The organism is Sphaerisporangium sp. B11E5 (genome assembly GCF_039871875.1).
Taxonomy (GTDB): Bacteria; Actinomycetota; Actinomycetes; order Streptosporangiales; family Streptosporangiaceae; genus Sphaerisporangium.
Genome location: NZ_JBDPMD010000030.1, coordinates 32,185 through 59,031, shown reverse-complemented (window position 1 = coordinate 59,031; position 26,847 = coordinate 32,185). Strand labels below are relative to the sequence as shown.

The window sequence follows — 26,847 nt, the reverse complement described above, 5'->3', positions numbered from 1 at the left end:
GTGAGGAAGGGAGCCGCATGGGGACGTCCGTCGGCGTCGTGATGAACGGCGTCACCGGCCGCATGGGGTACCGCCAGCACCTGTTGCGCTCGGTGCTCGCGATCAACGCCGACGGGGGGCTCGCCCTGTCCGGCGGGCGCCGGGTGACGCTGCGCCCGGTGCTGGTGGGCCGCGACGCCGCCAAGCTCGCCGGGCTGGCCGCGCGCCACGGCGTCGCCGACCACACCACCGACCTCGGGACCGCGCTGGCCGACGACCGCAACCTCGTCTACTTCGACGCGCAGGTGACGAGCGCCCGCGCGGACGCCGTCCGCCAGGCCATCGCGGCCGGCAAGCACGTGTACGCCGAGAAGCCGGTCGCCGGCACGCTGAGCGACGCCGCCGCCCTCGCCGGCGCCGCCACCGCCGCGGGGGTGCGGAACGGCGTCGTGCAGGACAAGCTGTTCCTGCCGGGTCTGCGCAAGTTGCGCGGGCTGCTGGACTCGGGGTTCTTCGGCCGGGTGTTGTCGGTGCGCGGCGAGTTCGGCTACTGGGTGTTCGAAGGCGGATGGCGCGAGGCGCAGCGGCCGTCGTGGAACTACCGCGCGGCCGAGGGCGGCGGCATCGTGCTGGACATGTTCCCGCACTGGCACTACGTGCTGGAGAACCTGTTCGGCCGGGTCGAGGCCGTCACCGCCCGCGCCGTCACCCACATCGGCGAACGGGTGGACGAGCGGGGCGAGCCGTACCAGGCGGACGCCGACGACGCCGCGTACGGCATCTTCGAGCTCGCCGGCGGCGTGATCGCGCAGATCAACTCGTCCTGGGCCGTCCGGGTGCACCGCGACGAGCTGGTGGAGTTCCAGGTCGACGGCACCCACGGCAGCGCCGTCGCCGGCCTGCACTCCTGCCGCGCGCAGCACCGCGTCGCCACCCCCCGCCCGGTCTGGAACCCCGACGAGCCGTCCGGCGACCGCTTCCGTGACCAGTGGCAGGAGGTCCCGGCCGACGCCCCCTTCCCCAACGCCTTCCGCGCCCAGTGGGAACTGTTCCTGCGCCACGTCCTGGAGGACGCCCCGTTCCCGCACGACTTCGCCAGCGGCACCAGGGGCGTACAACTCGCCGAACTCGGCCTGCTCTCCTCCACCGAGGGCCGCCGCGTCCCCGTCCCCACGCTTGACCTCGGCGCCCCGGCCGCCCCGGGCACCCCAGCCCTCCCGGGCACGCCGGGCTCCCCGGACTCGCCGGGCAGGGCCGGGGAGGGCGGCAATCGCCCGGACAGGCAGGAGGGCCGGCGATGAGGATCGAGTTGCTCGACGGGCCGTACACGATGCGCGGTGCGGCGCCACCGCCGCCGGGCCCCGCGCCCGCCGGGCGGGTCGCGTACGCCGCGGCACACGTGGTGGCCGACCCGCTCGCCGGCCACTCCCCCGGCGCCCCGGCGGCCGTGGACTGGGAGGCCACCCTCGCCTACCGCCGCCACCTGTGGTCGTACGGCCTGCGCGTGGCGGACGCCATGGACACCGCGCAGCGTGGCGCGGGGCTGGACTGGACCGCCGCACGGGAACTGATCCGGCGCGGCGCGGAGGCCGCCCGCGACCACGGCGACCCGGCGGCGCTGCTGGCCTGCGGCGCCGGCACCGACCACGCGCCGGACGCGGCGACCCTGGCCGAGGTGGAGGCCGCCTATCTCGAACAGATCGAGACCGTGCTCGACACCGGCGCGGGTGTGATCATCATGGCCAGCCGCGCGCTGGCCCGCGTCGCCCGGGGACCGGACGACTACCACGCCGTCTACGGCAAGCTGATCGCGCACGCGGGCCGTCCCGTCGTGCTGCACTGGCTGGGCGAGATGTTCGACCCGGCGCTGTCCGGCTACTGGGGCTCCCGCGACGTCCCCACCGCCACGGCCCACCTGCTGGCGCTGATCCGCGAGCACGCCCCCCGCGTGGAGGGCGTGAAGGTCTCCCTGCTGGACGAGGACCACGAGCGGGGCCTGCGCGCCGCCCTCCCGCCCGGCGTCCGCCTCTACACCGGCGACGACTTCAACTACCCCTCACTCATCAGGTCGGGCTCCCACGCGCTGCTCGGAATCTTCGACGCCATCGCCCCCGTCGCCGCGGCGGCCCTGCGCTCCCTGGACGCCGCCGAGCAGGCCGCGGACCCCGGCGAGCGCGCCCGCCACCTCGCGGCCTACGACGACACCCTGGCCCCCACCGTGCCGCTGGCCCGCACCCTGTTCCAGGCCCCGACGTACCACTACAAGACCGGCATCGTCTTCCTCGCCTGGCTGGCGGGCCACCAGCGCGCCTTCAGCATGATCGGGGGCGCCCAGTCCGCCCGGCCGCTCCTCCACCTGGCCGCCCTGTTCCGCCTCGCCGACCAGGCGGGCCTGTTCCCCGACCCGGAGCTCGCCGCCCACCGCATGCGCTGCCTGCTCGCCGTGCACGGGATGCGGGCATGAGCGAGGACCGGCTCTCCCTCAACCAGTGGACCACCCAGCGGTGGTCGCTGCGCGAGGCGGTGGACGGCTGCGTGCGGCACGGCGTCCCGGCGATCGGGCTGTGGCGCCAGCAGGTCGGCGAGTACGGCGTCGCCGCGTCCGCGCGCGCGGTCCGCGCCGCCGGGCTTCGGGTGTCGTCGCTCTGCCGTGGCGGTTTCCTGACCTCCGGCGGCCCGCTCGACGACAACCGGCGGGCCATCGACGAGGCCGCCGAGCTGGGCGCCGAATGCCTGGTGCTGGTGGTCGGCGGCCTGCCGGGCGTGCCGCCGGGCGCCACTCCCCCGGCCTGGTTCTCCCGCGACCTGCCGGGCGCCCGCGCCCGGGTGGCCGAGGCCGTCGACGCGCTCGTGCCGTACGCCGCCAGGAGCAGGGTCCGGCTGGCCCTCGAGCCCCTGCACCCCATGTACTGCGCCGACCGCGCCGTGATCTCCACCCTCGGCCAGGCCCTCGACCTCGTCGAGCGCCATCCGCCCGAGTGGGCCGGCGTGGTGGTGGACGCCTTCCATGTCTGGTGGGACCCGGACCTGCCCGCCCAGATCGCCCGCGCGGGGGCGTCCGGCCGCATCGCCGCCTACCAGGTCTCCGACTGGCTGCACCCCCTGCCGCCGGAGATCCTGCTCGGCCGCGCCATGATGGGCGACGGCGTGATCGATCTGCGCGCCATGACGTCCGCCGTGCTCTCCGCCGGGTACACCGGCGACATCGAGGTGGAGATCTTCAACGCCGACGTCTGGGCCGCCGACCCCGACGAGGTGCTCACCACCATGAGGCGGCGCTACCGGCAGATGTTCGCCGACAGCTAGGTGACGAGGCCCGACGGCGCGGGCGCGGGCAGGGCCGCGACGCTGGCGCGCAGGATGACCTCGCCGGGCACGGACTCCGTGCGCTGGACGTCGCCGCTGGTCAGGGCGAGGTTCAGCGCCATGGCGCCCATCTTGGCCAGCGGGAGCCGCACGGTGGTCAGTGGCGGCACGGTGTCGCGCAGCGGCGCGATGTCGTCGAAGCCCGCGAGGGAGAGGTCGCCGGGGACGCGGACGCCACGCTCGCGGAACGCGGCCAGCGCGCCCACCGCCATGACGTCGTTGACGGCGTAGAGGCAGGTGACGTCGGAGCGCAGGTCGAGGAACTCCAGCGCGGTGGCGTGGCCGCCGTCGCGGTCGAAACCGCCGTGCAGGATCAGCGGCGGAGGGAGGCCGAGCCCGGTGAGGGCCCCGGTGAAGCCCTCGCAGCGGTCGACCGCGGTCAGCAGGTCGGGCGGCCCGGCCAGCACCGCGAACCGGCGGTGCCCGAGCCCGGCGAGGGCGTGGGCGAGCCGGGCGGCGCCCTCACGGTTCATGGGGGCCACGGTGTCCACCCCGCCGAAGCTCTGCCCGATGAGCGCGACGCGTCCGCCGGCGGACCGGTAGGCGTCCAGCTCGTCGCACAGGCGCCGCGCCATGCGCTCGTCCGACCGCCGGGAACCGGCGATCACCACGACGCGGGCACGCTGGGCGCGCATCGTCGCGATCTGGGCGATCTCCCGCTCGGGGTCGCGGTAGGTGGTGGTGATGGTCACCACCATGTCATGCAGGTCGGCGGAGCGGATGACGCCGTCGGCGATGGTGGCGAAGTAGTTGTCGGTGAGGTCCTGTACGACGAGGCCGACGATGTTGCTCGCCCCCCGGGCCAGCGTCTGGGCGGTCGCGTCGACGCGGTACCCGAGGCGGTTGGCGGTGGACTCCACCCGGGCGCGCAGGGCCGCGCCGACCCGGCGGGTGCTGCCGTTCAGCACCCGCGACGCCGTCGCCAGGGACACCCCGGCCTCTCTGGCGACGTCCTCCAGCGTGACCATGGCCGTCCTCCCTGTGCTCTCCTCCTATTGTGCTGCGGGAGGACGCGCGGTATGACCTCGGTGTCTCAGTCCGTGCCCACGCCGGCCCGCTCGGCCGCCGCGACCCGGCTGTGCCGCGCGCCGTAGGCGAAGTAGACGACGACGCCGAGCACCATCCACACCAGGAACCGCAGCCACGTCTCGATGGGGAGGTTCATCATCAGGTACAGGCACGCCAGCGCCGACAGCACGGGCACCAGAGGCACCAGCGGCGTGCGGAACGAGCGGGGCAGCTCGGGCCGGGTGCGCCGCAGGATGATCACGCTGATCGACACCAGCACGAACGCGAACAGCGTGCCGATGTTCACCAGCTCCGCGAGCGCCGACAGCGGGATGAACCCGGCGAGCAGCGCGGTGGCCGCCCCGATGATCAGCGTGATGCGGTAGGGCGTGCCGAAGCGCGGGTGCACCGCGGCCAGCGAGCGGGGCAGCAGGTTGTCCCGGCTCATCGCGAAGAACACCCGGCTCTGGCCCAGCATGAGGATCATCACCACGGTGGTCAGGCCGGCCAGCGCGCCGACGCTGATGATCGTGGCCAGCCAGCTCTGCCCGACCTCGCGGAACGCCGTGGCCAGCGGCGCCTCGGTGCTCAGCCGGTCGTAGGGCCGCATGCCGACCACCACGAGCGACACCGCGACGTACAGCACGGTGCACAGGACCAGGGAGGCGATGATGCCGATCGGCAGGTCGCGCTGCGGGTTGCGGGTCTCCTCGGCGGCGGTGGCCACCACGTCGAAGCCGATGAAGGCGAAGAAGACGATGGCGGCGCCCACGAAGATGCCGAACACCCCGAACGAGACGGGGGTCAGGCCGAACAGCACCTGGATCAGCGGCGCCTGGAGGCCGCCGACCTTCGGGGTGGCCTCGGCCGGGGGGATGAACGGGGTGTAGTTGGCCTTGGACACGAAGAACAGCCCGGCCACGATGACCAGCAGGATCACCGCCACCTTGATCGTCACCACGACGAGGTTGACCCGCGCGGACAGCTTGATGCCCGCGACCAGCACCCCGGTGAGGATCAGCACGATGACGACCGCCGGGACGTTGATCGTCGCGTTCTCCCCCGCGAACGTCTCCGGCAGCCTGATGCCCATGGTCGTGAGCAGCTCCGTGAAGTACCCCGACCATCCCACCGCCACGACGGCAGCCCCGAGGGCCATCTCCAGCATGAGGTCCCAGCCGACGATCCAGGCGGGGAACTCGCCGACCGCGGCGTACGAGAACGTGTACGCCGACCCGGCCACCGGCACGGTGGCGGCGAACTCCGCGTAGCAGAGCGCCGCGAGGCCGCACACGACGCCCGCCACGACGAACGACAGGGCGACCGCCGGGCCCGCGGTCTCCTTGGCGACCTCGCCGGTCAGCACGAAGATGCCCGTCCCGACGATCACACCGACCCCGAACACGGCGAGGTCGACCGCGCTGAGCCTGCGCTTCAGCCGATGTTCGGGCGCCTCGGTGTCCTCCAGCGACCTCTCTACGGACTTGGTGCGGAAAATCCCCATCTTCACACCACCCCAATCACACCGGCGATCCCCAGCGCCTGCCCGGGAAACCTCCCCTCATGCCGGTGACCAGTGGGGAAGTGCACCTCAGAGTGAGGTTTGCGGGGCGGTGGGGTCTTTCAAGGCCTTGGTGAGGTCGGTGGCGATGTGGTCGGGGGTGAGGCCGATCTCGGTGAGGATGACGGTGCGCTTGGCGTGGGAGAGGAAACGCTGGGGGATGCCGTAGGTGCGCACGGGGGTGAGCACGCCGGCGTCGCGCAACAGGCGGGCGACGGCGTCGCCCACGCCGCCCACGCGGCCGTTGTCCTCGGCCACGGCCACCAGGTCGTGCTCGGCGGCGGCGGTCACCAGGGCGGCGTCCAGCGGCTTCACCCAGCGGGGGTCCACGACGGTGGCCTGGACGCCGCCCTGGGCGAGCAGCCCGGCGGCCTCCACGCACACCTGGGCCATCGCCCCCGCGGCCACCAGCAGCACCCGCCCGGCCTTCTGCCCGGCGTCCCCGGCCGCCTCCTCGTCCCCGGAGGCCGGGTAGAGGACGTCCATGCCGCCGAGCCGCCCCGCGGACGGGATGTCGGCGGGGACGGCGCCCTTGGGGAAGCGCACCACGGTGGGGGCGTCGGTGACCTGGACGGCCTCGCCGAGCAGCTCGCGCAGGCGCGTGGCGTCGCGGGGCGCCGCGATGGACAGGCCGGGCACGACCTGGAGGATCGACATGTCCCACATGCCGTTGTGGCTGGCGCCGTCGTCGCCGGTGACGCCCGCGCGGTCGAGGACCACGGTGACGGGCAGGCGGTGCAGGGCGACGTCCATCAGGAGCTGGTCGAAGGCCCGGTTGAGGAACGTGGCGTAGACGGCGACCACGGGGTGCAGGCCGCCGAGGGCCAGCCCGGCCGCGCTGGTCACCGCGTGCTGCTCGGCGATGCCGACGTCGTAGGTGCGCTCGGGGAACGCCTCGGCGAACGCGGCGAGCCCGGTGGGGTGCAGCATGGCGGCGGTGATCGCCACGATGTCGGGGCGCTCGCCGCCGAGGCGCACCAGCTCGTTGCTGAAGACGTTGGTCCACCCGTGCGGCTTCGGCCGCTCCTCGCCGGTGGCGACGTCGAACGGCTGCGGCGAGTGGAAGCAGTCCTCGTCGTGGTTCTCGGCCGGGCTGTAGCCGCTGCCCTTGGTGGTGAGCACGTGCACGATCACCGGGCCGCCGAAGTCGCGGGCACGGGTGAGCGCGGCCTCGACGGCCTGCTCGTCGTGGCCGTCGATGGGGCCGACGTACTTGAGCCCGAGGTCCTCGAACATCACCTGGGGGGCGAGGACGTCCTTGATGCCCTTCTTGACCCCGTGCAGCGTCTCGTACAGCGGCCCGCCGACCACGGGCACCCGCCCGAGGTTGTGCTTGACGAACTCCAGCATGTGCTCGTAGTTCTGCGTCATGCGCAGCGAGGCGAGGTGGGAGGCCAGCCCGCCGATCGTCGGCGAGTAGGACCGCCCGTTGTCGTTGACGACGATCACCAGCGGCAGGTCGGGGTCCTTGGCGTACCCGGCGATGTTGTTGAGCGCCTCCCAGGCCATGCCGCCGGTGAGGGCGCCGTCGCCGATCACCGCGACCACCGTGCGGTCGTGCTCGCCGCGCAGCTTGAACGCCTTGGCGAGCCCGTCGGCGTACGACAGGGCCGTGGAGGCGTGGGAGTTCTCGATGACGTCGTGCGGGGACTCCGACTGGCTGGGGTAGCCGGACAGGCCGCCCTCCTGGCGCAGCGTCGCGAAGTCGCCCGCCCGACCGGTGAGGATCTTGTGGACGTACGCCTGGTGGCCGGTGTCCCACAGGATGCGGTCCTTCGGCGAGTCGAAGACCCGGTGCATCGCGATGGTCAGCTCGACGACGCCGAGGTTCGGCCCGAGGTGGCCGCCGGTGCGCGATGTGGTGTCCACCAGCAGCGCGCGGATCTCCGCGGCCAGCCGCGGAAGCTCGGCGGCCTCCAGGCGCTTGAGATCTCCCGGCCCCTTCACCGTCTCCAGCAGCCCGCCCGGATCGCCTGACCGGCTCCGCTCGCTCACGGAATCATCTCCTCCGCCTGTTCGTCGACCAGCCTGAGTCTATTTGCCTAAGCCTCGCACTCCTGCGGGGCTCCTGCTGTGCTTTGCGGCACAGGTCTGTCCGGTTGTGGACCGATCCCGGCGAGAGCTGGGTTGACATATCACTTCTTATTGAGTTTTACGGCACTGGTCGGGTTCGCGTACCCTCTCGGGACCATGGGCAAGTCCTCGGTCGTCCTTCTCCTCGCCGTCGTGGCGTCCCTCCTGGCAGGCGGCACCGCGAACGCGGCCCCGGCGTCCTCCGTGGTCCCGGCCGCCTACCCCGTCAAGAACGCGAGCACCCTCACCCGGAACACCCTGTACTCCACCGGGCCGCTCCCCGCGACCGTCTGCCCCGAGCGCCCGGTGCGCGCCGGCTCGGCGGCCTCGGCGCGCACCTACCTGAAGGCGCTCGTCAGGTGCCTGGACGTGACCTGGAGCGCGCAGTTCCTCAAGGCGCGGATGCCGTTCTCCATGCCGAAGGTGAAGTTCATCACAAAGCCGGAGACGGTGTGCGGCGAGAAGTGGCGCAAGAGCTTCGCGGGGCTGTACTGCAGCTCCAGCAAGCTGATCATCGTGATGCTGGACCGCGACGTGCTGTCCCGGCCCAGTGACCTGTTCCTCATGGACGTGATAGCGCACGAGTACGGCCACCACATCCAGAACATCTCCGGCATCTGGGGTGAGTACGTCCGCCTGCCGAACCGCGGCAAGGCCGAGTACTACGAGCAGACCCGCCGGCACGAGCTCCAGGCCGAGTGCCTCGCCGGGGCGTTCATCGGCAGCGTCTGGAAGTCTCTGGACCGCCCGGACGAGGACTGGCGGTACCTGCTGGACGCCAGCCGCCGCAGCGGCGACGAGAACTACAAGATCCGCGACCACGGCAAGGGCAAGAACATCGCCAACTGGCTGAACCGCGGCTTCAAGGCCGCCTCGCCGTCCGCCTGCAACACCTGGATCGCCAGGTCCGCGATGGTGGCCTGACCGCACGGTCAGCCGCCGCCCGCGGGCAGAGGCCCGGCCCCCGCCATTCCGGTGGGGGCCGCCGCGACCCGCGACAGCGTGTCCAGCGGGTCGGCGAGCACCTGGTCGAAGGCCAGCTCCGCCGCGCCGACCAGCGTGGTGTCGTCGCCGAGCAACGGGGTGCGCAGCCGCAGCTCCTCCCGCGAGGCGCTGAGCACGTCGGTGGCGATCCGGCTGCGCACCTGGGCCGCCGCGCCGAGGTAGATCTCGCGCAACGTCCCCCCGAAGATCACGATCTCGGGGTTGAAGATGTTGACGAGGTTGGCCACGCCGAGGCCGAGCCAGTCGCCCACCCGGTTGAGTGCCTCCTGCGCGAGCACGTCGCCGCGGTCGGCGGCGTCCACCACCGAGCGCACGGCGTCCCGGCCCACCTGGGACCCGAACCGACCGGCGGCCTCCAGCAGGGCCCGCTCCCCCACCTCGGACTCCAGGCAGCCGCGCGACCCGCAGCCGCACTCCCGCCCGCCCGTGTTGACCACCATGTGGCCGATCTCGCCGCCGTAGCCGCCGTGGCCCCCGAGCAGCCGCCCGGACGCGATCACGCCGCCGCCGACGCCGACGTCGCCGTGCAGGTAGACCAGGTCGCGGCTGTTGACCGCCACTCCCCTGGCCTGCTCGGCCAGCGCGCCGAGGTTGGCGTCGTTGCCGACCACCACCGGCACCCCGAGGGCCAGCCGCTCGTTCAGCTCCGCGCCGAGCGGCACGTCCGTGGCGCCGATGTTGGGGCTGTACCGCAGCACCCCGTCGGTGCTGCGCACGCCGCCTGAGACGGCCACGCCGACGCCCACGCAGACCGCGCCGCGCCGGGCGCGGCCGAGCATCTGCCGGGAGAAGCCGACGAGCGGCCCGACCACGTCCTCAAGGACGAACACCCCGCGGGGCCTGGCGGTCTCCCTGCGGTCCAGGATCACGCCGCCGAGCCCCACCCGGGCCGCGACCAGCCGGTCCACCCCGATGTCGAACGCCAGCACGTACACCATCGAGGACTCCGGCCGCACCACCAGGGAGGGGCGGCCGGCGCGGCGCTTCTCCCGCGGCAGTTCCTCGCGCACCAGGCCCGCCGCCGTCAGGTCGGCGGTGAGGGCCATGATGGTGCTGCGGTTGAGCCCCATCATGCTGGTGAGCTCGGCCCGGGAGGTCGGGCCGCCGAGGTGCACGTGCCGCAGGAGAGCACCCAGATTCTGGCGCCGGATCTCGTCCTGCGAGGGGCCCGCGCGCGTCATCGTCGTTGGTCCCTCTGTTCGGTTGTGCGGTCGTGGTGGGGGGGCCGCCGATCACCGAAGGCCGGAGGCGGCCGCCCGCTTCCGGGACAACGCGTCGACGCCGGCCGCGAGGAGCAGGACCAGCCCGGTGACGATGTACTTGACGCTGGAGCTGTATCCCATCAGGCCCATGCCGTTGTTGATCACGGCGACCACGGCGCCGCCGAGTATCGCGTCGAGCACGCGCCCCTTGCCGCCGAACAGGCTGGTGCCGCCGATGACGGCGGCGCCCACGGCGAACAGCAGCACGTCGCTGCCGCCGGTGTTGGGGTCGACCGAGCTCGCCTGGGACGCCGCGATGACACCGCCGACGGCGGCCATGCCGGAACAGATCATGAAGGCGCTGATCCGGATGCGGTCCACGTTGATGCCGGCGCGGCGGGCCGCCTCGGCGTTGCCGCCGACGGCGTAGATGTGCCGCCCGAACGCGGTGCGGCGCAGCACGAACGTCCAGAAGATGAGCAGCGCCACGACGATGGGCACCACGATCGGCACGCCCTTGAGCGACACGATCAGGGCGTTGCGGCTGCGCTCCAGGTTGAGGAAGTAGACCGCGAGCCCGCCGATCACCGCGAGCGCGCCCACGCGGACCGCGATCAGCGTGACCGGGTCGGCCGCGAGGCCGCGGCCCGCACGCCGCCTGGCCCGCACCACCTGCACGAGGGCGTAGCCCGCGACGCAGACGAGGTACAGGATCCACCCGAGCGCGGGAGTCATGTTGTTGTTCTCGATCGCGATGATCACCGGGTCGCGGACCGAGATGTTGGTGCCCTCGCGGACCAGCACCAGGAGCAGGCCCTGGAAGCCGAGGAACGCCGCCAGCGTCACCACGAAGGAGGGGATGCCGACCTTGGCGACCAGCGCCCCGAGCACCAGGCCGATCACCACGCCGGTGATCATCGCGGCGAACACGGCCACGTACCACGGCAGGCCGTGGGTGGCCAGCGTGACCGCGAGCACCGCCGCGCAGACGCCGCTGGTGTACCCGGCGGACAGGTCGATCTCGCCGAGCAACAGGACGAAGACCAGGCCCATGGCGATGACGGCGACCGCGGCGCCCTGGGTGAACAGGTTGGCGAAGTTGATCGCCGACAGGAACACCGGGCGCAGGGCGGCGAACACCACGCACAGCACGATGAGCCCGAAGATCGCCGGGAGGGCGCCCATGTCGCCGCCCCGCACACGCTCGAGGTAACCGCGGACGTTGCCGCCGATGCTGGGCGCCTGGGCGACCGGCTTCTCGGGAATCGTCGTCGTACTCATGCCGTGGCTCCGTTGAGGTTCTTCAGGCCGAGCTCTCCGCTGCGTCCCGAGGTGATGAGCTCGACGACCTGGGCGTGGGTGACGTCCGAGGTCCTCACCTGCGCGGCCATGCGCCCGAGGTACAACGCGGCGATCCGGTCCGAGACGGCGAAGACGTCGTTCATGTTGTGGGAGATGAGCACCACCGCGAGGCCCTGGTCGGCCAGCCGGCGCACCAGCTCGAGCACCTGCGCGGTCTGCGCGACGCCGAGGGCGGCGGTCGGCTCGTCCAGGATGACGACCTTGCTGTTCCACAGCACGGCCTTGGCGATGGCCACGGTCTGCCGCTGGCCGCCGGACAGGCTGGAGACGAGCTGCCTGATCGACTTCACCGTGCGGACCGACAGGCTCTCCAGGGTCCTGGCCGCCATCTCCTCCATGGTGGCCTCGTCCAGCACCAGGCCGCTGCGGCGCTCCCTGCCGAGGAACATGTTCTGGACGATGTCCAGGTTGTCGCAGAGCGCCAGGTCCTGGTAGACGATCTCGATGCCCAGCTCGGCCGCCTCGCGCGGGGAGTTCACCTGCACGGGCCTGCCGTCGAAGATGTACTCGCCCGAGTCGATCGGGTAGATGCCGCCGATGCACTTGACCAGGGTCGACTTGCCGGCGCCGTTGTCGCCCACGAGGGCGGTGACTTCTCCGGTGTGCGCGGAGAAGGCCACGTCGTGCAGCACCTGCACGGGGCCGAAGCTCTTGTCGAGCCCCCGGACCTCCAGAACGGGTTGGGATGACACGTTGCTCCTCAGACTGGCGGAACGGCCCGCGCGGGGATCGCGCGGGCCGTACCACTCATCGCTACTGGACTCCGGCCTCGGTGCACTTCTCGGCGAAGTCGCCCTTGCACAGGTCGTCCTTGCTCACGTAACCGTCCGCGACGACGTCCTTGACGCTGTCGAAGTAGATCGGCTGCGGGTCGAGCAGGACGGAGGGGACGTCCCGGTTGCCCTCGGGGTCCTTCACCGAGCCGCTGACGGTCGGCTTCTCCCCCTTGGCCAGCGCGATGGCCAGCTCGGCGGTGGCGTCGGCTTCCTTCTTGATGGCCTTGTAGACCGTCATGCACTGGTCGCCGGCGAGGATGTTCTGCAGGCCCTCGACGGTGGCGTCCTGGCCGGTGACCGGGACCTTGCCGTTGAGCTTCTGCTTCTTCAGCACCGTGATGGCGGCGTTGCCGAGGCCGTCGTTCGCGGCGAGCACGCCGGCGATCTTCGGCTCGGAGGTCAGCATCTGCTCGAAGATCTGACCGCCCTTGGCGTTGTCCCAGTCCGGCACGGACTGGTCCGGGCCCTTGACGTACTCGCCGGAGTCGTACTTCGGCTGGAGCACGCCGTCGTAGCCCTGCTTGAACAGGGTGGCGTTGTTGTCGGTCGGCGAGCCGTTCAGCTCGGCGACGATCGGCTTCTCGGCCTTCTTGTCGGTGAGGCACTTGACGAGGCCCTCACCCTGCAGGGTGCCGACCTTCACGTTGTCGAAGCTCACGTAGTAGGAGGCGCTGCCGCCGAGGGTGAGGCGGTCGTAGTCGATCGTGGCCACGCCCTGCGACTTGGCCTTGTCGAGCACGGCCTTGCCGGTGCCGCTGTCCAGGTTGACGATCACGAGGACGGTCGCGCCGTTGGTGATCATCTGGTCGGCGATGGTCTGGAAGGCCGTCTTGTCGCCCTGCGCGTTCTGGATGTCGTAAGCCACGCCGGCGGCCTCGAAGGCCTCCTGGAGGTACTTGCGGTCCGCGGTCTCCCAGCGGGCCGAGGACTTGCTGTCCGGCAGGATGACGCCGATCTTGCCCGGCTTGGCCTCCGCGGACGCCGAGGCGCTGCCGCTGGCAGAGGTGTCGCCGCCGGTGCCGCCATCGCCCCCGCAGGCGGTGATACCGAGAGAAAGCGCCGCAGCGGCGGCGGTCAGGCCGAGGATCCCCTTGCGCATGGGTGCACCGGGTCCTTTCTGCTTCGTCAGTTGCCACTGCCGCGTACGGCGTGGCGTTGGGGGTCGGGTCTTGGTGCCGGCCGAGCTCTGACCGGCGTGAACGGTGTGCGCCGGATCCCGGCTTGGCCGTTTCTTTGAATGTTGTTTGCGGCAACGTATTTCCTTGCGGGGCCGGCGCGCCAGCCCTGCAAGGGTCAAAGTTTGTTGTCTCCGGTAACAATCGGGAAACGTGCGATTTACCGGACAAGCTGCTGAGCGATCAGCACGAACGCCGACACCGCGGCGACGACCAGGATCCCGGCCCGCACCCGCCCCCCGTCCAGGTAGCGCCGCAGGGGGCCCGACACGGCGAACCCGGCGGCCATGAACGGGATCAGCAGCGCCCCGGTGAGCACCGACCGGCCGGGCAGGTGGTCCACCAGCGCCAGGATGGCCAGCGACTGCGCGGCCGACAGGAAGAAGAACATCGCGAGCGTGGCGCGGATCTGCCGCCCCTTGGCGTGCTGGTACACCAGCCCCATCGGCGGCCCGCCGATCCCTGTGGCGGTCCCCGTGACCCCGGAGACGAACCCGGCCGCCCCGAGCGTGGCCCCCGTGCGCGGCACCGCCACCGCCGTCGCCGTGACCGCCACCGCGACCAGCACCATCGTGCCGACGAACACTCCGAGCACCTGCGTGCTCACATGCACCACGATCACGGCCCCCAGCAGGCTCCCCGGCAACCGCCCGAGCAGCGCGAACCCGAGGCCCCGCCAGTCCACCCCCCGCCACTCGGCGGCCAGCGTGAACACCGGCAGGCTGAGGTTGACGATCTGCACCGCCCCCGGCATCACCGACGGATCCAGCACCGTGATCACCGGCGCCGCCATCAGCCCCAGCCCGAACCCCACACCGCCCTGCACCACCGCCCCGACGAAGACCGCGAAACCCGCGACAAACAACACAAACCACTCAGAAGTCATAAGCCGCACCGTACGGGCCCGCTCCCCACCACCCGCAACAGGATTCCCCACCGGACACCGGCCGGCGGCCACCACCGCACGGCGCGGCCCCCGCCGGGAAGCGGCGGGAACGGCGTCGTCAGGTTCCGAGCCCCAGGCGGGAACGGACCGCGGCGCGGTCGACGCCGAGCTCGGCCAGGAGCCCGGCGACCGGGTCGGGCGGCTCGCAGGAGAGCAGGGCGGCGAGCAGGTGTTCCGGGGCGGTGGCGCGGGTCTTCCTGGTGGTGGCGCGGACGGCGCGGTCGAGGACGGCACGGGCGGTGGACGTGGCGGCGGCGACGGTGAGCGGCGGGTGAGGGCGGGAGACGGCACCGGGAGGCGGGAACTCCCCCACGTCGACGCCGATGGCCCGGAGCGCGGCGCGGTCCAGGGCCTCCATGGCGGCCCTGGCCTCGTCCACCCCGACGCCGAGCGCCCGCGCGGCCGGCGTGCCTGGCACGCGCAGCAGGCCGAGGAGCAGATGTTCGGTGCCGAGCCGCCGCCCCCCGTGGCGCCGTGCCTCGTCCAGCGCCGCCTTCGTCACGGTGACGAAGGGGCTGCGTTCCCTGGTGGCCATGGGAGCCCTCACTTTCCGTACTTCGCGTGGACGGACTGGCGGGATATGCCGAGGGCGTCGCCGATCTGCTCCCAGGTCCAGCCCTGCTCCCTGGCGGAGGCCACCGTGAGGGCCTCGACACGCTCGGCGAGCCGGTGCAGGGCACCGACCGCGCGGAAGGCCACCGCGGGATCGGTGGATCTGATGCGTTGTCCCAGTTCCTCGACTTCCATGCGTGTCAGGCTAGATTGACAGCGCGTGTTTTGTCAATCTAGCCTGACAGGACCCGGCCGGGTACCGACCGGCCGGCGCACCGATCGGAGACGAAGTGATGGACGTCGATGTCGTCGTGGTGGGCGCCGGGCCGGCCGGCCTGATGCTGGCCTGCGAGCTGTGCCTCGCCGGAGCGCGCCCCCTGGTGCTGGAACGGCGGGACGAGCCTGGCACGATCCCGAAGGCGAACGGGTTCGGCGGGCAGATCGTCCGCACCCTCGGCCATCGCGGGCTGCTGGAGCGGCTCACCGCCGAGGCGGAGTTCGCGGGGCCCTTGCCGAGGTTCCCGTTCGGCTCGGTGCCGCTGGACTTCGCCGCCGTCGGCGGCGGGCCGTTCGCCCTCATGATCCCGCAGCCCCGCCTGGAGGCCGTGCTCGCCGCCCGGGCCCGTGAGCTCGGCGCCGACGTGCGGCGGGGCCACGAGGTCACCGGGATGGGGCTGGACGCCTCCGGGGTGACGCTCGAGGTACGCGGCCCGGACGGCGGGCACACGGTGCGCGCCGGTCACGTGGTGGGCTGCGACGGCGCCCGCAGCCGCGTGCGGGAGTGGGGCGGGATCGGCTTCCCGGGCACCACCGACGCCGAGGTGCTGCGCGTCGGCCGGTTCACCGCGCCGACGGACGGTACGGGGGTCTTCGACCAGCCGGAGCTCCCCGGCGCCGGGCGGCTCGGCCCCGGGTGGCACCGCACCGAGCGCGGCCGGGTGATCGTCGCCTCGTTCGAGCGCGGGGTGCACACCGTCGGGATACGCGAGCACGACGCGCGGGCGGCGGACAACAACGGCCCGCTGACGCTGGAGGAGTTCCGGGCCGCCCTGCGGCGCGTGCTCGGCGCGGACCTGCCGCTCGGCGACCCGGTCTGGCTGTCCCGCACGGTCGCGCAGGGCCGGCTGGCCGACCGCTACCGGGCGGGGCGGGTCATGCTCGCCGGGGACGCCGCGCACCTGTTCCCCGCGGGCGGGTCGGCCCTGGACGTCGGCATGACGGACGCGGTCAACCTGGGCTGGAAACTCGCCGCGGTGGCGCGGGGCCGGGCGGGCGAGCACCTGCTGGACTCCTACCACGCCGAGCGTCATCCCGTCGGCGCGCGTACGCTGGCCGCGACCCGCGCGCAGGCGGCGCTGGACCGCGCCCAGGGCGAGGAGGGCACGGCGCTGCGGGACCTGCTCACCGAGTTGTTCGCGTTCGAGGAGCCCCTGCGCAGGCTCCGTGACATCCTCCAGGGCTCCGGCACGTGCTACGCCATGCCCGGCGCGGCCCCGCACCCGCTGCTCGGCCGCCTGCTGCCCGACCTCGCGCCCGGCACGCCGGAGGGCCCCGCACGCCCCGTCCCCGGCATGGAGGACCTGGCCGCGGCGCTACGGGCCGCCCGGCCGGTGCTGGTGGACCTGACCGGCGGTGACGGACCGCGCGAGGAGGCGGCACCGTGGCTGGACCGCGTGGACCTCGTCACCGTGCGCCATCCCGAGCCCCCCGCGGCGGCGCTGCTGGTCCGCCCGGACGGGCACGTGGCCTGGGCGGGCACGGCGGAAGGCACGACGGCGGCGGACGCCCCGGGCGCGGCGGCGGGCACCCCGGGCGCGGCCGGTGCGGAGGGCACCGGCAGCGCGGAAGGCGGAGGTGGGCCGCGCCGGGCGCTCGCGTACTGGTTCGGCGCGGCGCGGCCCGGTCCGGTCAGCTCCGGGACAGCAGGGAGCGCAGGACGTACTGCATGATGCCGCCGTGCCGGTAGTAGTCGGCTTCGCCGGGGGTGTCGATGCGGACGACCGCCTGGAACTCGACGTCCCCGGCGCGGACGGTGACGGTGGCCGGGGTGGTGCCGGAGTTGAGCTCCTCGACGCCGGTGATGTCGAAGACCTCCTCGCCGGTGAGGCCGAGGGACGCCGCCGACTCGCCCTCGGGGAACTGCAGGGGCAGCACACCCATGCCGATCAGGTTGGAGCGGTGGATGCGCTCGTAGGACTCGGCGATGACGGCCCGCACGCCGAGCAGGGCCGTGCCCTTGGCGGCCCAGTCGCGCGAGGAGCCCGAGCCGTACTCCTTGCCCGCGAGCACCACCAGCGGGGTGCCGGCGGCCTGGTAGTTCACCGAGGCGTCGTAGATGAACGACACCGGGCCGCCGTCCTGCGTGAAGTCGCGGGTGTAGCCGCCCTCGGTGCCGGGCGCGATCTGGTTGCGCAGCCGGATGTTGGCGAACGTGCCGCGGATCATCACCTCGTGGTTGCCGCGCCGCGAGCCGTAGGAGTTGAAGTCGCGCACCTCGACCCCGTTGGACCGCAGGTACTCGGCGGCCGGGGTGCCCGCCTTGATGGACCCGGCGGGCGAGATGTGGTCGGTGGTGACCGAGTCGCCCACCTTGACCAGCACGCGGGCCCCGGCGATGTCGGTGACCGGCTCGGGCTTCTCCGGCATGCCGTCGAAGTACGGCGCCTTGCGGACGTACGTCGAGGCCGGGTCCCACTCGAAGGTGTCGCCGCTCGGGATCGGCAGCGAGCGCCAGGTGTCGTCGCCCTTGAACACGTCGGCGTAGTCGCGGGCGAACATCTCGCGGTCGATGGAGGAGCCGACGATCTCGGCCACCTCGTTCGGCGCGGGCCAGATGTCGCGCAGGTACACCGGCTGACCGTCCGCGCCGGTGCCGAGCGGCTCGTTGTCGAGGTCGATGTCCATCGTGCCCGCCAGCGCGTAGGCGACCACCAGCGGCGGGGAGGCCAGGTAGTTCATCTTCACGTCGGGGTTGATGCGGCCCTCGAAGTTGCGGTTGCCGGACAGCACGGCGGTGACCGCGAGGTCGTTGGCCTGGATCGCCTCGGAGATCTCCTCCGGCAGCGGGCCGGAGTTGCCGATGCAGGTGGTGCAGCCGTACCCGACGAGGTTGAACCCGATCTTGTCCAGGTACGTCTGGAGGCCCGACCGCTCGAAGTAGCCGGTGACGACCTGCGAGCCGGGGGCCAGGGAGGTCTTCACCCACGGCTTCCGGGTGAGGCCCTTCTCCACGGCGTTCCTGGCCAGCAGGGCGGCGCCGAGCATGACGTAGGGGTTGGAGGTGTTGGTGCACGAGGTGATGGCCGCGATGGTCACCACGCCGTGGTCCAGCTCGAACGAGGTGCCGTCGGCCAGCGTGACCGGCACCTTCTTGTGCGGGCGCGAGCCGTCGGCGCGGGCGTTGGACGCCGGGGCGTCGGAGGCCGGGAAGCTCTCGTCGATGGCCTCGTCGATGCCGTCGCCGTCGAGGTCGGCGACGTGCTCGCGCACGTCGTGGCGCCAGGTCTCCTTGGCGGCCGACAGCGCGATGCGGTCCTGCGGGCGCTTCGGGCCCGCGATGGACGGCACCACGGTGGACAGGTCCAGCTCCAGGTACTCGGAGAACTCCGGCTCGGGCGCCGAGGCGTCCGCCCACAGGCCCTGGGTCCTGGCGTACGCCTCTACCAGGGCGATCTGCTCCTCGGGACGGCCGGTGAGGCGCAGGTAGTCGATGGTCTGGCCGTCGATCGGGAAGATGGCGCAGGTGGAGCCGAACTCGGGGCTCATGTTGCCGATGGTGGCCCGGTTGGCCAGCGGCACCGAGGCGACGCCCTCGCCGTAGAACTCGACGAACTTGCCGACCACGCCGTGCTTGCGCAGCATCTGGGTGACGGTCAGCACCAGGTCGGTGGCGGTGGCCCCCGCGGGCAGCTCGCCGGTGAGCTTGAAGCCCACCACGCGCGGGATGAGCATGGAGATCGGCTGGCCGAGCATGGCGGCCTCGGCCTCGATGCCGCCGACGCCCCAGCCGAGCACGCCGATGCCGTTCTCCATCGTGGTGTGGGAGTCGGTGCCGACGCAGGTGTCGGGGTAGGCGGCGAGGGCGCCGTCCGCGCCGGGGCGGGTCATCACCACGCGGGCCAGGTGCTCGATGTTGACCTGGTGGACGATGCCGGTGCCGGGCGGCACGACCTTGAACTCGTCGAAGGCGGTCTGGCCCCAGCGCAGGAACTGGTAGCGCTCGCGGTTGCGCTCGTACTCGCGCTCGACGTTGCGCCGGAAGGAGTCGGGGTGGCCGAAGTAGTCGACGATGACCGAGTGGTCGATGACCAGCTCGGCGGGGGCCAGCGGGTTGATCTTGGCGGGGTCGCCGCCGAGGTCGCGCACCGCCTCCCGCATGGTGGCCAGGTCCACGACGCAGGGCACGCCGGTGAAGTCCTGCATGATCACGCGGGCCGGGGTGAACTGGATCTCCACGCTCGGCGCGGCGTTCGGGTCCCAGCCGCCGAGCGCGTTGATGTGGTCGGCGGTGATGTTCGCGCCGTCCTCGGTGCGCAGCAGGTTCTCCAGCAGGATCTTCAAGCTGTACGGGAGGCGCGCCGACCCCTCGACGGCGTCCAGCCGGTAGATCTCGTAGGCCGCGTCGCCGACGCGGAGTGTGTCACGGCTGCCGAAGCTGTTCGCGGACACGGAGACTCGCCTCCCTTGGATCACGCTCTCGTCCGTCTATGACGATCGGTCGCACTATGCCGGTTTTCGCCCCTAGATCCTGCCGCACCGGGGGGATGCCGCCACGAGTCAGGCTCACCTAACCCGCACTCCAACGACAGGTCTCTCGACATCAAGATATCGGGTCGCATATCTCGACATCAAATCAATCACCGGGGCATGCGGGGACCAGCCGGACCTCGCGGCGGGGTCTCCCCCGCCGGGACCACATGACGGGATCACATGACGGGCATCAGGCGGATGGCGAACAGGCCGAGCACGACGACCGACAACGCCGGCCCGAGGAACTTCACCTCGAAGGCGCGGCCCGTCTTCAGGCCCATCTTCCACGGCAGCAGCCACTTGTGCTTGAGCGGCCAGAGCACCGGGCAGCCGCGCTCGGTCATGCAATCGCCCGCGACGTGGGCGAGGCACCCGATGGCCACGGCGAGGCCGAGCCACAGGTAGCCGACGTCGCGGGAGTGGAAGAACAGGAACGTTCCCGCGGTGAGGCCGATGTTGACCAGCGCCGAGGTGACGGTCCGGTTGGGGACGCCGATGCCGACGGCGCGCAACGCCAGGCCGATCAGCAGCACGACCATGATGTCTCTGCCGATCGGGTAACGGTCGGCGAGCAGGTGGGTGCCCACGCCGGCGGCGACGATGAAGAACAGCGAGTGCGTCATGTGCCGGTGGCCGCCGCTCAGCCAGTTGACGACCTTGCTGAGCACCCAGGTCACCGGGCCGAACGTCTGGGCGATCGTGGAGTGGGGGTGGTCCAGGTCCGGCAACATCGCGGCGCCCGCGCAGACGACCGCCCCGGCGACCAGCTCGGCCGGGGAGAGCATGGTGGCCACCACCGGCGTCAGCTCGGCCGCCGGCCCCCCGAGCGACGGAAGCGCCGCGAGGCCCGGCGCGGCGAGCAGCCACAGCGCGGCCCCGCTGAGAGCGTGCGAGTGCCCCATCATTCGACCATCACGATCGGGCACGTTACGGCAAAAGCGAAGCAAGGTGGAGGAACGTGTCGGGCAAACCCCCGGCGTGTCGTCCCTGCCGCCCCGCCGCCCCCAGCCGCCTCTCCGGCCCACCCGCGGACCCCTTCCCGGCGCGACCGGAAGCCCGGTGCGCACCGGACCTGATCAGGGCCGGGAAATAGGAAGGGACCGTTCTACTCCAAGAGCACCCCCCAGCCCTCTCAAAGCAGAACGATCCCGTTCCGAAGGTGTTAACGCCCCCATCCCGGGTTCTGTTCCCATCCAGACGTGATGTGCGTCACGTATTTCCCCACGTCCCGGGCTCGCGGCGCCCCAACAGAACATTGGGGTTGTTCTAAGAACCCTAACGATATATCGTTGAGGCATCGAGAACGATCGACGGTCGATCGACTCGCGACGACTAGGGGGACCTATGACACACGCGTTCGCGATGGGCGGCCCGCCGTGGGCCCGCCCCGAGGCGCTCAGGAGCGTCGCCATGGCCGCGCTCGGCGCGATGGCCGACCGGCACAAGGCGCACCACGAATCCCACCACCACGACCACGACCACGAGGGGCGGGAGCACCGCCACCGCGGCCCGCGCGGGCCGCGTCCCTTCCCGTGGGACTTCGGCCGCGACTTCGGCCGCGTCTTCGGGCCCGGGTTCGGCGGCTTCGGGCCGCGTGGGCCGTTCGGCCGGGGCGGCCCGCGCAAGGCCAAGCGCGGCGACGTCCGCGCGGCCATCCTGGCGCTCCTCGCCGAGGAGCCCCGCAACGGCTACCAGATCATCCAGGAGATCGCCGAGCGCAGCCAGGGCGGCTGGAAGCCCAGCCCCGGCGCCGTGTACCCGGCGCTCCAGCAGCTCACCGACGAGGGACTGGTCCGCGCCGAGGAGACCGACGGCCGCAAGACCTTCCAGCTCACCGAGGCCGGCCTCACCTACGTCGCCGAGTACCCCGACGAGGTGCGCTCGCCGTGGGAGGACATGACGCCGAACGTCGACGAGAGCGTCTTCGAGCTGTTCGACCTGTCGCGCCAGGCCGCCGCGGCGCTGTTCCAGATCGCGCAGACTGGAAGCGACGGGCAGATCAAGCAGGCCAAGCAGACACTCGCCGAGACGCGCCGCAAGCTGTACCAGATCCTGGCCGACGGCGACACCTCCGAGGAGTGAGCGTCGATGACCCCGCGGGACGACGACCTGCGCATCGGTGACACCGAGCGCGACGAGGTGATGACCGCTCTGCGCGAGCACTTCGCGCAGGGCCGTCTCACCCACGACGAGCTCGACGAGCGGCTCGGCACCGCACTGGCGGCCCGCACGGCGGGCGAGCTGCGCCGGGTGCTGGCCGATCTGCCGGCCACGGCCGTGCCGCCCCCGGCGCACGACGGCGGGCCGTCCCACCGCCACGGCCGCGGCCCCTTCGCGCCGCCGCCCGCGCCGCCGCACGCCGACCTCGCCACATGGGGCTACCACCTGGCGGGGCGGCTCGGCCGCGACCACGACGTGGAGCACCACGAGTGGCACCGCCACCCGCGTGCCCCGCGGCCCCCGCGGCCCCCGCGCCCTCCGTGGCCCCCTCACCGTCACCACGGCCGCCCCCCGGTGCTCCTGTTCCTGGCCGGGGCCCTGCTGCTCGCCGGGCTGGCCACCGGCTGGGCCTGGCCGGTGTTCGGGCTGGTCAAGGTGCTGTTCGTCGCGTGGCTGGTGATCGCGTTGCTGAGGTTCGCGCACCGCCGCCACCAGCGCCCCACGCCGCACCACCACTACCCGCGCCCGCGGCGCGACCACTGATCCCCGGCGGGCCCGCGGGGCGCGCCTCACCCGGCCGGGTGGTCCTGACGGACCACCCGGCCTTCCTCATGCGGCGGGCCGGCGGCGATTTTGGGCCTTGACGCCCCCTGGCAGCCGTTTCATGATCGGCCTGTTCTGGATCGTCGCCATGCCCGGGTGCGGCGCACCCCGCCCCGGGAATGGCGGCGTTCGTCCTTCGCCGATCACGTGGCGTGATCGCACCGTCGCGTGGCGTGAGGCGACCGTCCCGACCCGAAGGAGGAATCGCCGTGGTCTCACTGACCGGCCATCTCGATCATCACGTCTTCCAGCAGGTAAGAGAGGCGGACGGCACACTGCTGCCCCAGGAGGCGTACAACAGGGAGTTCCGGGCCGCGTACGAGGGCGCGCGGGGCGTCGTGTGGAAACTGGAGCGGGCGCAGCACTTCCACGAGCCCTACGAGCCGAGCTGGGTGGCCATGACCGAAGGGGAATGGCACCGCTCCCTGCGTCTCATCGAGGACATGCGCCGCGCGTTCCCGGCCGAGTACGAGGGCTTCGCCGAGTTCCGGCGGATCCGGGTGGTCGATCCCCCGCTGACGCCGTACATGCAGTGGGAGTTGCACGTGCTCGCCGCACGGGCCGAGGCCGGCGAGCGGGCCCGGGTGGTGCGCGCCTCCGCCGTGCGGAGGTACGAGCCCTCCCGGCCGCTGCCCGAGCTGCTGATCCTCGACGACGACCTCATGTACGAGGTGCTGTACGACCACGCCGGCCGCCACCTCGGCGGCCGGCGGCTGACCGACCCGCGCGTCATCGGCCCCTGCCGTGCGGCGCTGGCCGACCTGTACGACCAGGGGGAGGACCTGCCGGCGTACCACCGGCGCGAGGTCGTGCCGCTCCCCCCGCCCGGTCGGTGAACGCGGTCTGAACACTGAGTAAAATGCCGGGGTACGGCGCCGCCGTCCCGGCACGATCCCGGCCGCACCCCGGGATCTCGCCGCGGCACGTCACACGTGCGGCATGATCTCCGCGGCGATGAGCTCCAGGTGGTCGAGGTCGGACAGGTCAAGCACCTGCAGGTACAACCGCTCGGCGCCGGCCGCCTTGAAGGTGCCGATCTTGTCGAGCACCTCGGCCGGGGTGCCCGCCAGCCCGTTCACACGCAGCTCGTCCTTCTGCCGCCCGATGGCGGCGGCCCGCCGCTCCACCTCGGCCTCATCGGCGCCGACGCACACCACCTGCGCGGCCGACATCAGGGTCGCCTCGCGGCCGGCCGCCTCGCACGCGGCGCGCACCCGCCCGTACGCGGCCTCGGTGTCCGCCAGGGAACTGAACGGCATGTTGAACTCGTCGGCGAACCGCGCGGCCAGCCGGGGCGTGCGCTTGGCGCCGCCGCCGCCGATGATGACCGGCGGGCGCGGGTCCTGCGCGGGCTTGGGCAGCGCCGGGGAGTCGACCACACGGTAGTAGGCGCCCTCGAAGGAGTAGGCGTCCCCCGGCTTGGTGGTCCACAGCCCCGTGATGATCTCCAGCTGCTCCTCGAAGCGGGCGAAACGCTCACCGAGTGGAGGGAACGGGATGCCGTACGCCTTGTGCTCGGCGTCGAACCACCCGGTGCCGAAGCCGAACTCGATGCGCCCCCCGCTCATCTGGTCGGCCTGGGCGACGCTGATCGCCAGCGGGCCGGGCAGGCGGAACGTGGCGGCCGTCACCAGGGTGCCGAGGCGGATGCGCTCGGTCTCGCGGGCGAGCGCGCCGAGCGTGACCCACGAGTCGGTGGGGCCGGGGTGGCCGTCGCCGCTCATGTGGAGGTAGTGGTCGGAACGGAAGAACGCGTCGAACCCCAGGCGCTCGGCGGCCTGGGCCACGCGGAGCTGATCCTCGTAGGACGCGCCCTGCTGCGGCTCGGTGAAGATCCTCAGTTTCATACGGCCATTATCCCGGCAGGCCGGACATCACCCTGTTGGCCCTCGGCCCTCCTGACCTGCGGCGCGGCCGGCCACGCTCGCAGGCACATAGGGGACCCCGTACCACGAACCCGGCGAAATTTGCCAACCATACGGATCTTCCCAACAGGGTAAGAAAACGCTCATGGGGGAACTTCCCACGTACACCCCGATGCTCGCCCAGCTCGGCGCGCCGCCACCGCCAGGAGAGGACGACGAGTGGGGGCACGAGATGAAATGGGACGGCGTACGGGTGCTCGCCTACGCCGAGGGCTCGGCGCTGCGGCTGATCTCCCGCAACGGCAGGGACGTGACCGCGACGTACCCCGAGCTGTACCCGCTCGCGGGCGCGACAGGCGGCCGTGACGTCGTGCTGGACGGGGAGATCGTCGCGTTCGACGAGGCCGGGCGGCCGAGCTTCTCCGTGCTGCAGCACCGCATGCACCAACGGCACGACGAGCGGATCCGGCACCTGGTGGCGTCCGTCCCTGTGACGCTTATGCTGTTCGACGTGCTGCACGTCGGCGCCGAGCCCGTCATCGGCGTGCCCTACACCGGGCGGCGCGAGCTCCTGGAGGACATCGTGGCGCCGGGGGCCCGCTGGCAGGTCCCCGTGTGGTTCCGCGACGACGGCCCGCACGCCCTGGAGCTGAGCCGCCGCCTCGGCATCGAGGGCGTCGTCTCCAAGCGGCTGCGCTCCGTGTACCGCCCCGGCCGCCGCTCCCCCGACTGGATCAAGGTCAAGAACGTCCGCACCCAGGAGGTCGTGGTGGGCGGCTGGTCCACCGGCCAGGGCCGCCGCGCCTCCACCATGGGCGCCCTCCTCGTCGGCGTCTACGAGTCCGGCCGCCTGGCCTACGTCGGCAACGTCGGCACCGGCTTCACCGACGAGACCCTCCGTGAGCTGGGTGCCCTCCTGGCCCCCCTGGAACGTCCCACCTCGCCCTTCGACCCGCCCGTCCCCCGGGAACAGGCCAGGACCGCCCACTGGGTGGACCCCGTGCTGGTCGGCGAGGTCCAGTACGCCGAATGGACCCCCGACGCCCGGCTGCGCCACCCGTCCTGGCGCGGCCTGCGCGACGACAAGCCCCCCACGGAGGTCACCCGCGAGTCCGAGCCCCCGCAACTGGCAGGGTGACCGGCTCGACGAGCCGGGCCCGGCACCGGCCGGGCGGGCGATCCTAGTGGGTCTCCCCGGCGGGAGGCGGTTCGTAGGCGGCGGCCAGGCGGTGCAACTGGGCGGGAGCGCGGGGGCCGAGGCGGGTCAGCAGGTCGTTCACGAAGATCGAGGCGCGGTAGCGGTGGGCCAGGACCATGTCTCCCTGGATCCATTCCGCCCACAGCGGCAGGTCGGCGGTGCGCAGAGGGCCGTGCTCCTCCAAGCGGTCCACCACGAGCGCCAGCAGGCCGGCGGCCGGCTCGTCGTCGCCCTGCAGGGCACGGGTGAAGGCCAGCGTGCCCAGGCACTGGTTCTGGTTGCCCGGCTCGATCATCTGCACGAGCGGGGCGAGCACGTCGTGGGCCTGCGCCGGCTCGCCGTGCCGGATCAGTTCGAGTGCCCAGTTGTAGGCGACCTCCACGTCCTTGGGGTAGGTGCGGTAGGCGGCGCGCATGAGCTCCACCGCCCGGTGCGGGTCGGCGGCCCGGGCCCGGTACGCCTCCGCGGTGAGGGCGTGGGCCTGCCGCCGCCGCTCGTCCTCGGCGGCGACACGGCGGGCGATCTCCTGCTCGTCCTCGCGGAACGACAGCCCGGCGGCGTGGTCGGGCCGGCCCATGAACAGGTACACCTCGGCGGCCAGGGCGTTCTGCCGGTTGTCCACCGGCCATTTGCTCCGGAAGTGCGCGAACCCGGCGGTGAACCCGTGCACCAGGCCGGCCGCCGCCGCGGACCGTAACCAGATCACCCGGAAGGGCCGCATGTTCGGCTCGACGGCGATGGCGTCGCTCTCGTACCGGATCGCCCGCATGAGGTCCCCGCGCGCCTCCGCGGCCATCGCCAGCAGGTGCATCGCCGTCACGTGGGCGTCGTTCGCGGCCAGCACCGGCACGCACAGCGCCTCGACCTGTTCCCAGTCGTCCCGCCCCACCGCCTCCCAGGCCTCCTTCATCACCCGCCCGTACGGGCCGTGCTCCGGTGACGCCGCCTCCTCCAGCTCGAACACTCCCCCGTGGCCGCGGACGAGCATCGCCTCCGGCACCGTCGGGAAGCCGAGGTCGCGGAGCTTGCTCTGGTTGGCGGCGGTGTTGCGGGACACCTCCTCCGCCTGCTCCTGGTTCTTGATTATCTTCAGCAGGTGGAGCGAGAGGCCCGAGCGCACGTTCGTCAGCCCGTGCACGATGCGCTCACCGCCCTCGCCGACCCACGGCCCGATGCGGTACTCCGCGCCGTCCACGACGACGTGGCTACCTTCGTACTCCTCCGGGTCGTCCGCCCCGAGGTCGAGGTACCGGGTCACCATGCCTCC

23 protein-coding genes are annotated in these 26,847 nt (G+C 72.3%); 9 read left to right on the top strand and 14 right to left on the bottom strand.

The features are described from left to right. Positions 1 to 17 precede the first annotated feature (17 nt). From ABGB17_RS24620 to ABGB17_RS24610, 3 genes are read left to right on the top strand one after another with little or no spacing between them, the layout of a single operon-like run. The gene (locus ABGB17_RS24620; protein WP_347633463.1) at positions 18 to 1,280 is read left to right on the top strand and encodes a Gfo/Idh/MocA family oxidoreductase; all 1,263 of its coding nucleotides are present in this window, start codon (positions 18 to 20) and stop codon (positions 1,278 to 1,280) included. Next, positions 1,277 to 2,443: a DUF993 family protein gene (locus ABGB17_RS24615; protein WP_347633461.1), complete on the top strand. Its 1,167-nt coding sequence runs from the start codon at positions 1,277 to 1,279 to the stop codon at positions 2,441 to 2,443. Before ABGB17_RS24620 ends, ABGB17_RS24615 begins: the two co-directional genes overlap by 4 nt. Continuing rightward, entirely contained in the window at positions 2,440 to 3,285 is an 846-nt protein-coding gene (locus tag ABGB17_RS24610; RefSeq protein ID WP_347633459.1) for a sugar phosphate isomerase/epimerase, read from the top strand. Before ABGB17_RS24615 ends, ABGB17_RS24610 begins: the two co-directional genes overlap by 4 nt. On the opposite strand, the gene ABGB17_RS24605 is transcribed toward ABGB17_RS24610, so the two are convergent. The 3 genes from ABGB17_RS24605 to dxs all read right to left on the bottom strand — a co-directional run bounded on the left by ABGB17_RS24605 (position 3,282) and on the right by dxs (position 7,873). Further along, positions 3,282 to 4,313, bottom strand: a complete 1,032-nt coding sequence (locus ABGB17_RS24605) for a LacI family DNA-binding transcriptional regulator (protein WP_347633457.1) — start codon at positions 4,311 to 4,313, stop codon at positions 3,282 to 3,284. The genes ABGB17_RS24610 and ABGB17_RS24605 overlap by 4 nt on opposite strands. A 65-nt stretch (positions 4,314 to 4,378) precedes the next feature. Further along, entirely contained in the window at positions 4,379 to 5,857 is a 1,479-nt protein-coding gene (locus tag ABGB17_RS24600) for an amino acid permease (RefSeq protein ID WP_347633455.1), read from the bottom strand. Positions 5,858 to 5,944: 87 nt separating this feature from the next. Continuing rightward, positions 5,945 to 7,873 carry a 1-deoxy-D-xylulose-5-phosphate synthase gene (gene dxs / locus ABGB17_RS24595; protein ID WP_347633535.1) on the bottom strand — a complete coding sequence of 643 codons (1,929 nt, stop codon included), beginning with the start codon at positions 7,871 to 7,873 and terminating at the stop codon, positions 5,945 to 5,947. Between the two features lie 231 nt (positions 7,874 to 8,104). Here dxs and ABGB17_RS24590 point away from each other — a divergent pair, with 231 nt between their 5' ends. Next, positions 8,105 to 8,911 carry a neutral zinc metallopeptidase gene (locus tag ABGB17_RS24590; protein WP_347633453.1) on the top strand — a complete coding sequence of 269 codons (807 nt, stop codon included), beginning with the start codon at positions 8,105 to 8,107 and terminating at the stop codon, positions 8,909 to 8,911. Between the two features lie 8 nt (positions 8,912 to 8,919). Here the strand turns inward: ABGB17_RS24590 and ABGB17_RS24585 are convergent, their stop codons facing one another. From ABGB17_RS24585 to ABGB17_RS24555, 7 genes are all read right to left on the bottom strand, one after another. Continuing rightward, entirely contained in the window at positions 8,920 to 10,173 is a 1,254-nt protein-coding gene (locus tag ABGB17_RS24585) for an ROK family transcriptional regulator (RefSeq protein WP_347633451.1), read from the bottom strand. Positions 10,174 to 10,224: 51 nt separating this feature from the next. Further along, on the bottom strand, positions 10,225 to 11,475 hold the full coding sequence (locus ABGB17_RS24580) for an ABC transporter permease (protein ID WP_347633449.1): 1,251 nt from the start codon (positions 11,473 to 11,475) through the stop codon (positions 10,225 to 10,227). Further along, the gene (locus ABGB17_RS24575; RefSeq protein WP_347633447.1) at positions 11,472 to 12,248 is read right to left on the bottom strand and encodes an ATP-binding cassette domain-containing protein; all 777 of its coding nucleotides are present in this window, start codon (positions 12,246 to 12,248) and stop codon (positions 11,472 to 11,474) included. The genes ABGB17_RS24580 and ABGB17_RS24575 overlap by 4 nt, the downstream gene beginning before the upstream one ends. A gap of 61 nt (positions 12,249 to 12,309) precedes the next feature. Beyond that, entirely contained in the window at positions 12,310 to 13,431 is a 1,122-nt protein-coding gene (locus tag ABGB17_RS24570; protein WP_347633445.1) for a substrate-binding domain-containing protein, read from the bottom strand. Between the two features lie 236 nt (positions 13,432 to 13,667). Continuing rightward, positions 13,668 to 14,393, bottom strand: coding sequence for a sulfite exporter TauE/SafE family protein (locus ABGB17_RS24565; RefSeq protein ID WP_347633443.1), 726 nt, complete (start codon positions 14,391 to 14,393; stop codon positions 13,668 to 13,670). A gap of 118 nt (positions 14,394 to 14,511) precedes the next feature. Beyond that, complete coding sequence (locus ABGB17_RS24560; protein WP_347633441.1) at positions 14,512 to 14,988, bottom strand: Clp protease N-terminal domain-containing protein; 477 nt, start codon at positions 14,986 to 14,988, stop codon at positions 14,512 to 14,514. Positions 14,989 to 14,996: 8 nt separating this feature from the next. Further along, on the bottom strand, positions 14,997 to 15,200 hold the full coding sequence (locus tag ABGB17_RS24555; RefSeq protein WP_347633439.1) for a helix-turn-helix domain-containing protein: 204 nt from the start codon (positions 15,198 to 15,200) through the stop codon (positions 14,997 to 14,999). Positions 15,201 to 15,298: 98 nt separating this feature from the next. Between ABGB17_RS24555 and ABGB17_RS24550 the strand changes: the two genes are divergently transcribed. After that, positions 15,299 to 16,954 carry an FAD-dependent monooxygenase gene (locus ABGB17_RS24550; RefSeq protein ID WP_347633437.1) on the top strand — a complete coding sequence of 552 codons (1,656 nt, stop codon included), beginning with the start codon at positions 15,299 to 15,301 and terminating at the stop codon, positions 16,952 to 16,954. Here ABGB17_RS24550 and acnA read toward each other — a convergent pair. Further along, a complete protein-coding gene (acnA, locus tag ABGB17_RS24545) occupies positions 16,914 to 19,673 on the bottom strand; it encodes an aconitate hydratase AcnA (protein WP_347633435.1) in 2,760 nt (919 codons plus the stop codon). The two genes, ABGB17_RS24550 and acnA, sit on opposite strands and share 41 nt — an antisense overlap. A gap of 257 nt (positions 19,674 to 19,930) precedes the next feature. After that, positions 19,931 to 20,656 (bottom strand): metal-dependent hydrolase, encoded by a 726-nt coding sequence (locus ABGB17_RS24540; RefSeq protein WP_347633433.1) that lies wholly within the window; start codon positions 20,654 to 20,656, stop codon positions 19,931 to 19,933. 442 nt (positions 20,657 to 21,098) lie between these two features. Between ABGB17_RS24540 and ABGB17_RS24535 the strand changes: the two genes are divergently transcribed. The 3 genes from ABGB17_RS24535 (at position 21,099) to ABGB17_RS24525 (ending at position 23,353) form a co-directional block, all read left to right on the top strand. Continuing rightward, a complete protein-coding gene (locus ABGB17_RS24535; protein WP_347633431.1) occupies positions 21,099 to 21,836 on the top strand; it encodes a PadR family transcriptional regulator in 738 nt (245 codons plus the stop codon). Positions 21,837 to 21,842: 6 nt separating this feature from the next. Next, the gene (locus ABGB17_RS24530) at positions 21,843 to 22,457 is read left to right on the top strand and encodes a DUF1707 domain-containing protein (protein WP_347633429.1); all 615 of its coding nucleotides are present in this window, start codon (positions 21,843 to 21,845) and stop codon (positions 22,455 to 22,457) included. 269 nt (positions 22,458 to 22,726) lie between these two features. After that, complete coding sequence (locus ABGB17_RS24525) at positions 22,727 to 23,353, top strand: DUF6879 family protein (protein WP_347633428.1); 627 nt, start codon at positions 22,727 to 22,729, stop codon at positions 23,351 to 23,353. A 90-nt stretch (positions 23,354 to 23,443) separates the two neighbouring features. On the opposite strand, the gene ABGB17_RS24520 is transcribed toward ABGB17_RS24525, so the two are convergent. Beyond that, positions 23,444 to 24,364 (bottom strand): LLM class F420-dependent oxidoreductase, encoded by a 921-nt coding sequence (locus ABGB17_RS24520; RefSeq protein ID WP_347633426.1) that lies wholly within the window; start codon positions 24,362 to 24,364, stop codon positions 23,444 to 23,446. Positions 24,365 to 24,527: 163 nt separating this feature from the next. Here ABGB17_RS24520 and ligD point away from each other — a divergent pair, with 163 nt between their 5' ends. Beyond that, a complete protein-coding gene (gene ligD / locus ABGB17_RS24515) occupies positions 24,528 to 25,520 on the top strand; it encodes a non-homologous end-joining DNA ligase (RefSeq protein ID WP_347633424.1) in 993 nt (330 codons plus the stop codon). Between the two features lie 43 nt (positions 25,521 to 25,563). Here ligD and ABGB17_RS24510 read toward each other — a convergent pair whose 3' ends face one another. After that, complete coding sequence (locus tag ABGB17_RS24510) at positions 25,564 to 26,841, bottom strand: hypothetical protein (protein WP_347633422.1); 1,278 nt, start codon at positions 26,839 to 26,841, stop codon at positions 25,564 to 25,566. Positions 26,842 to 26,847 lie beyond the last annotated feature (6 nt).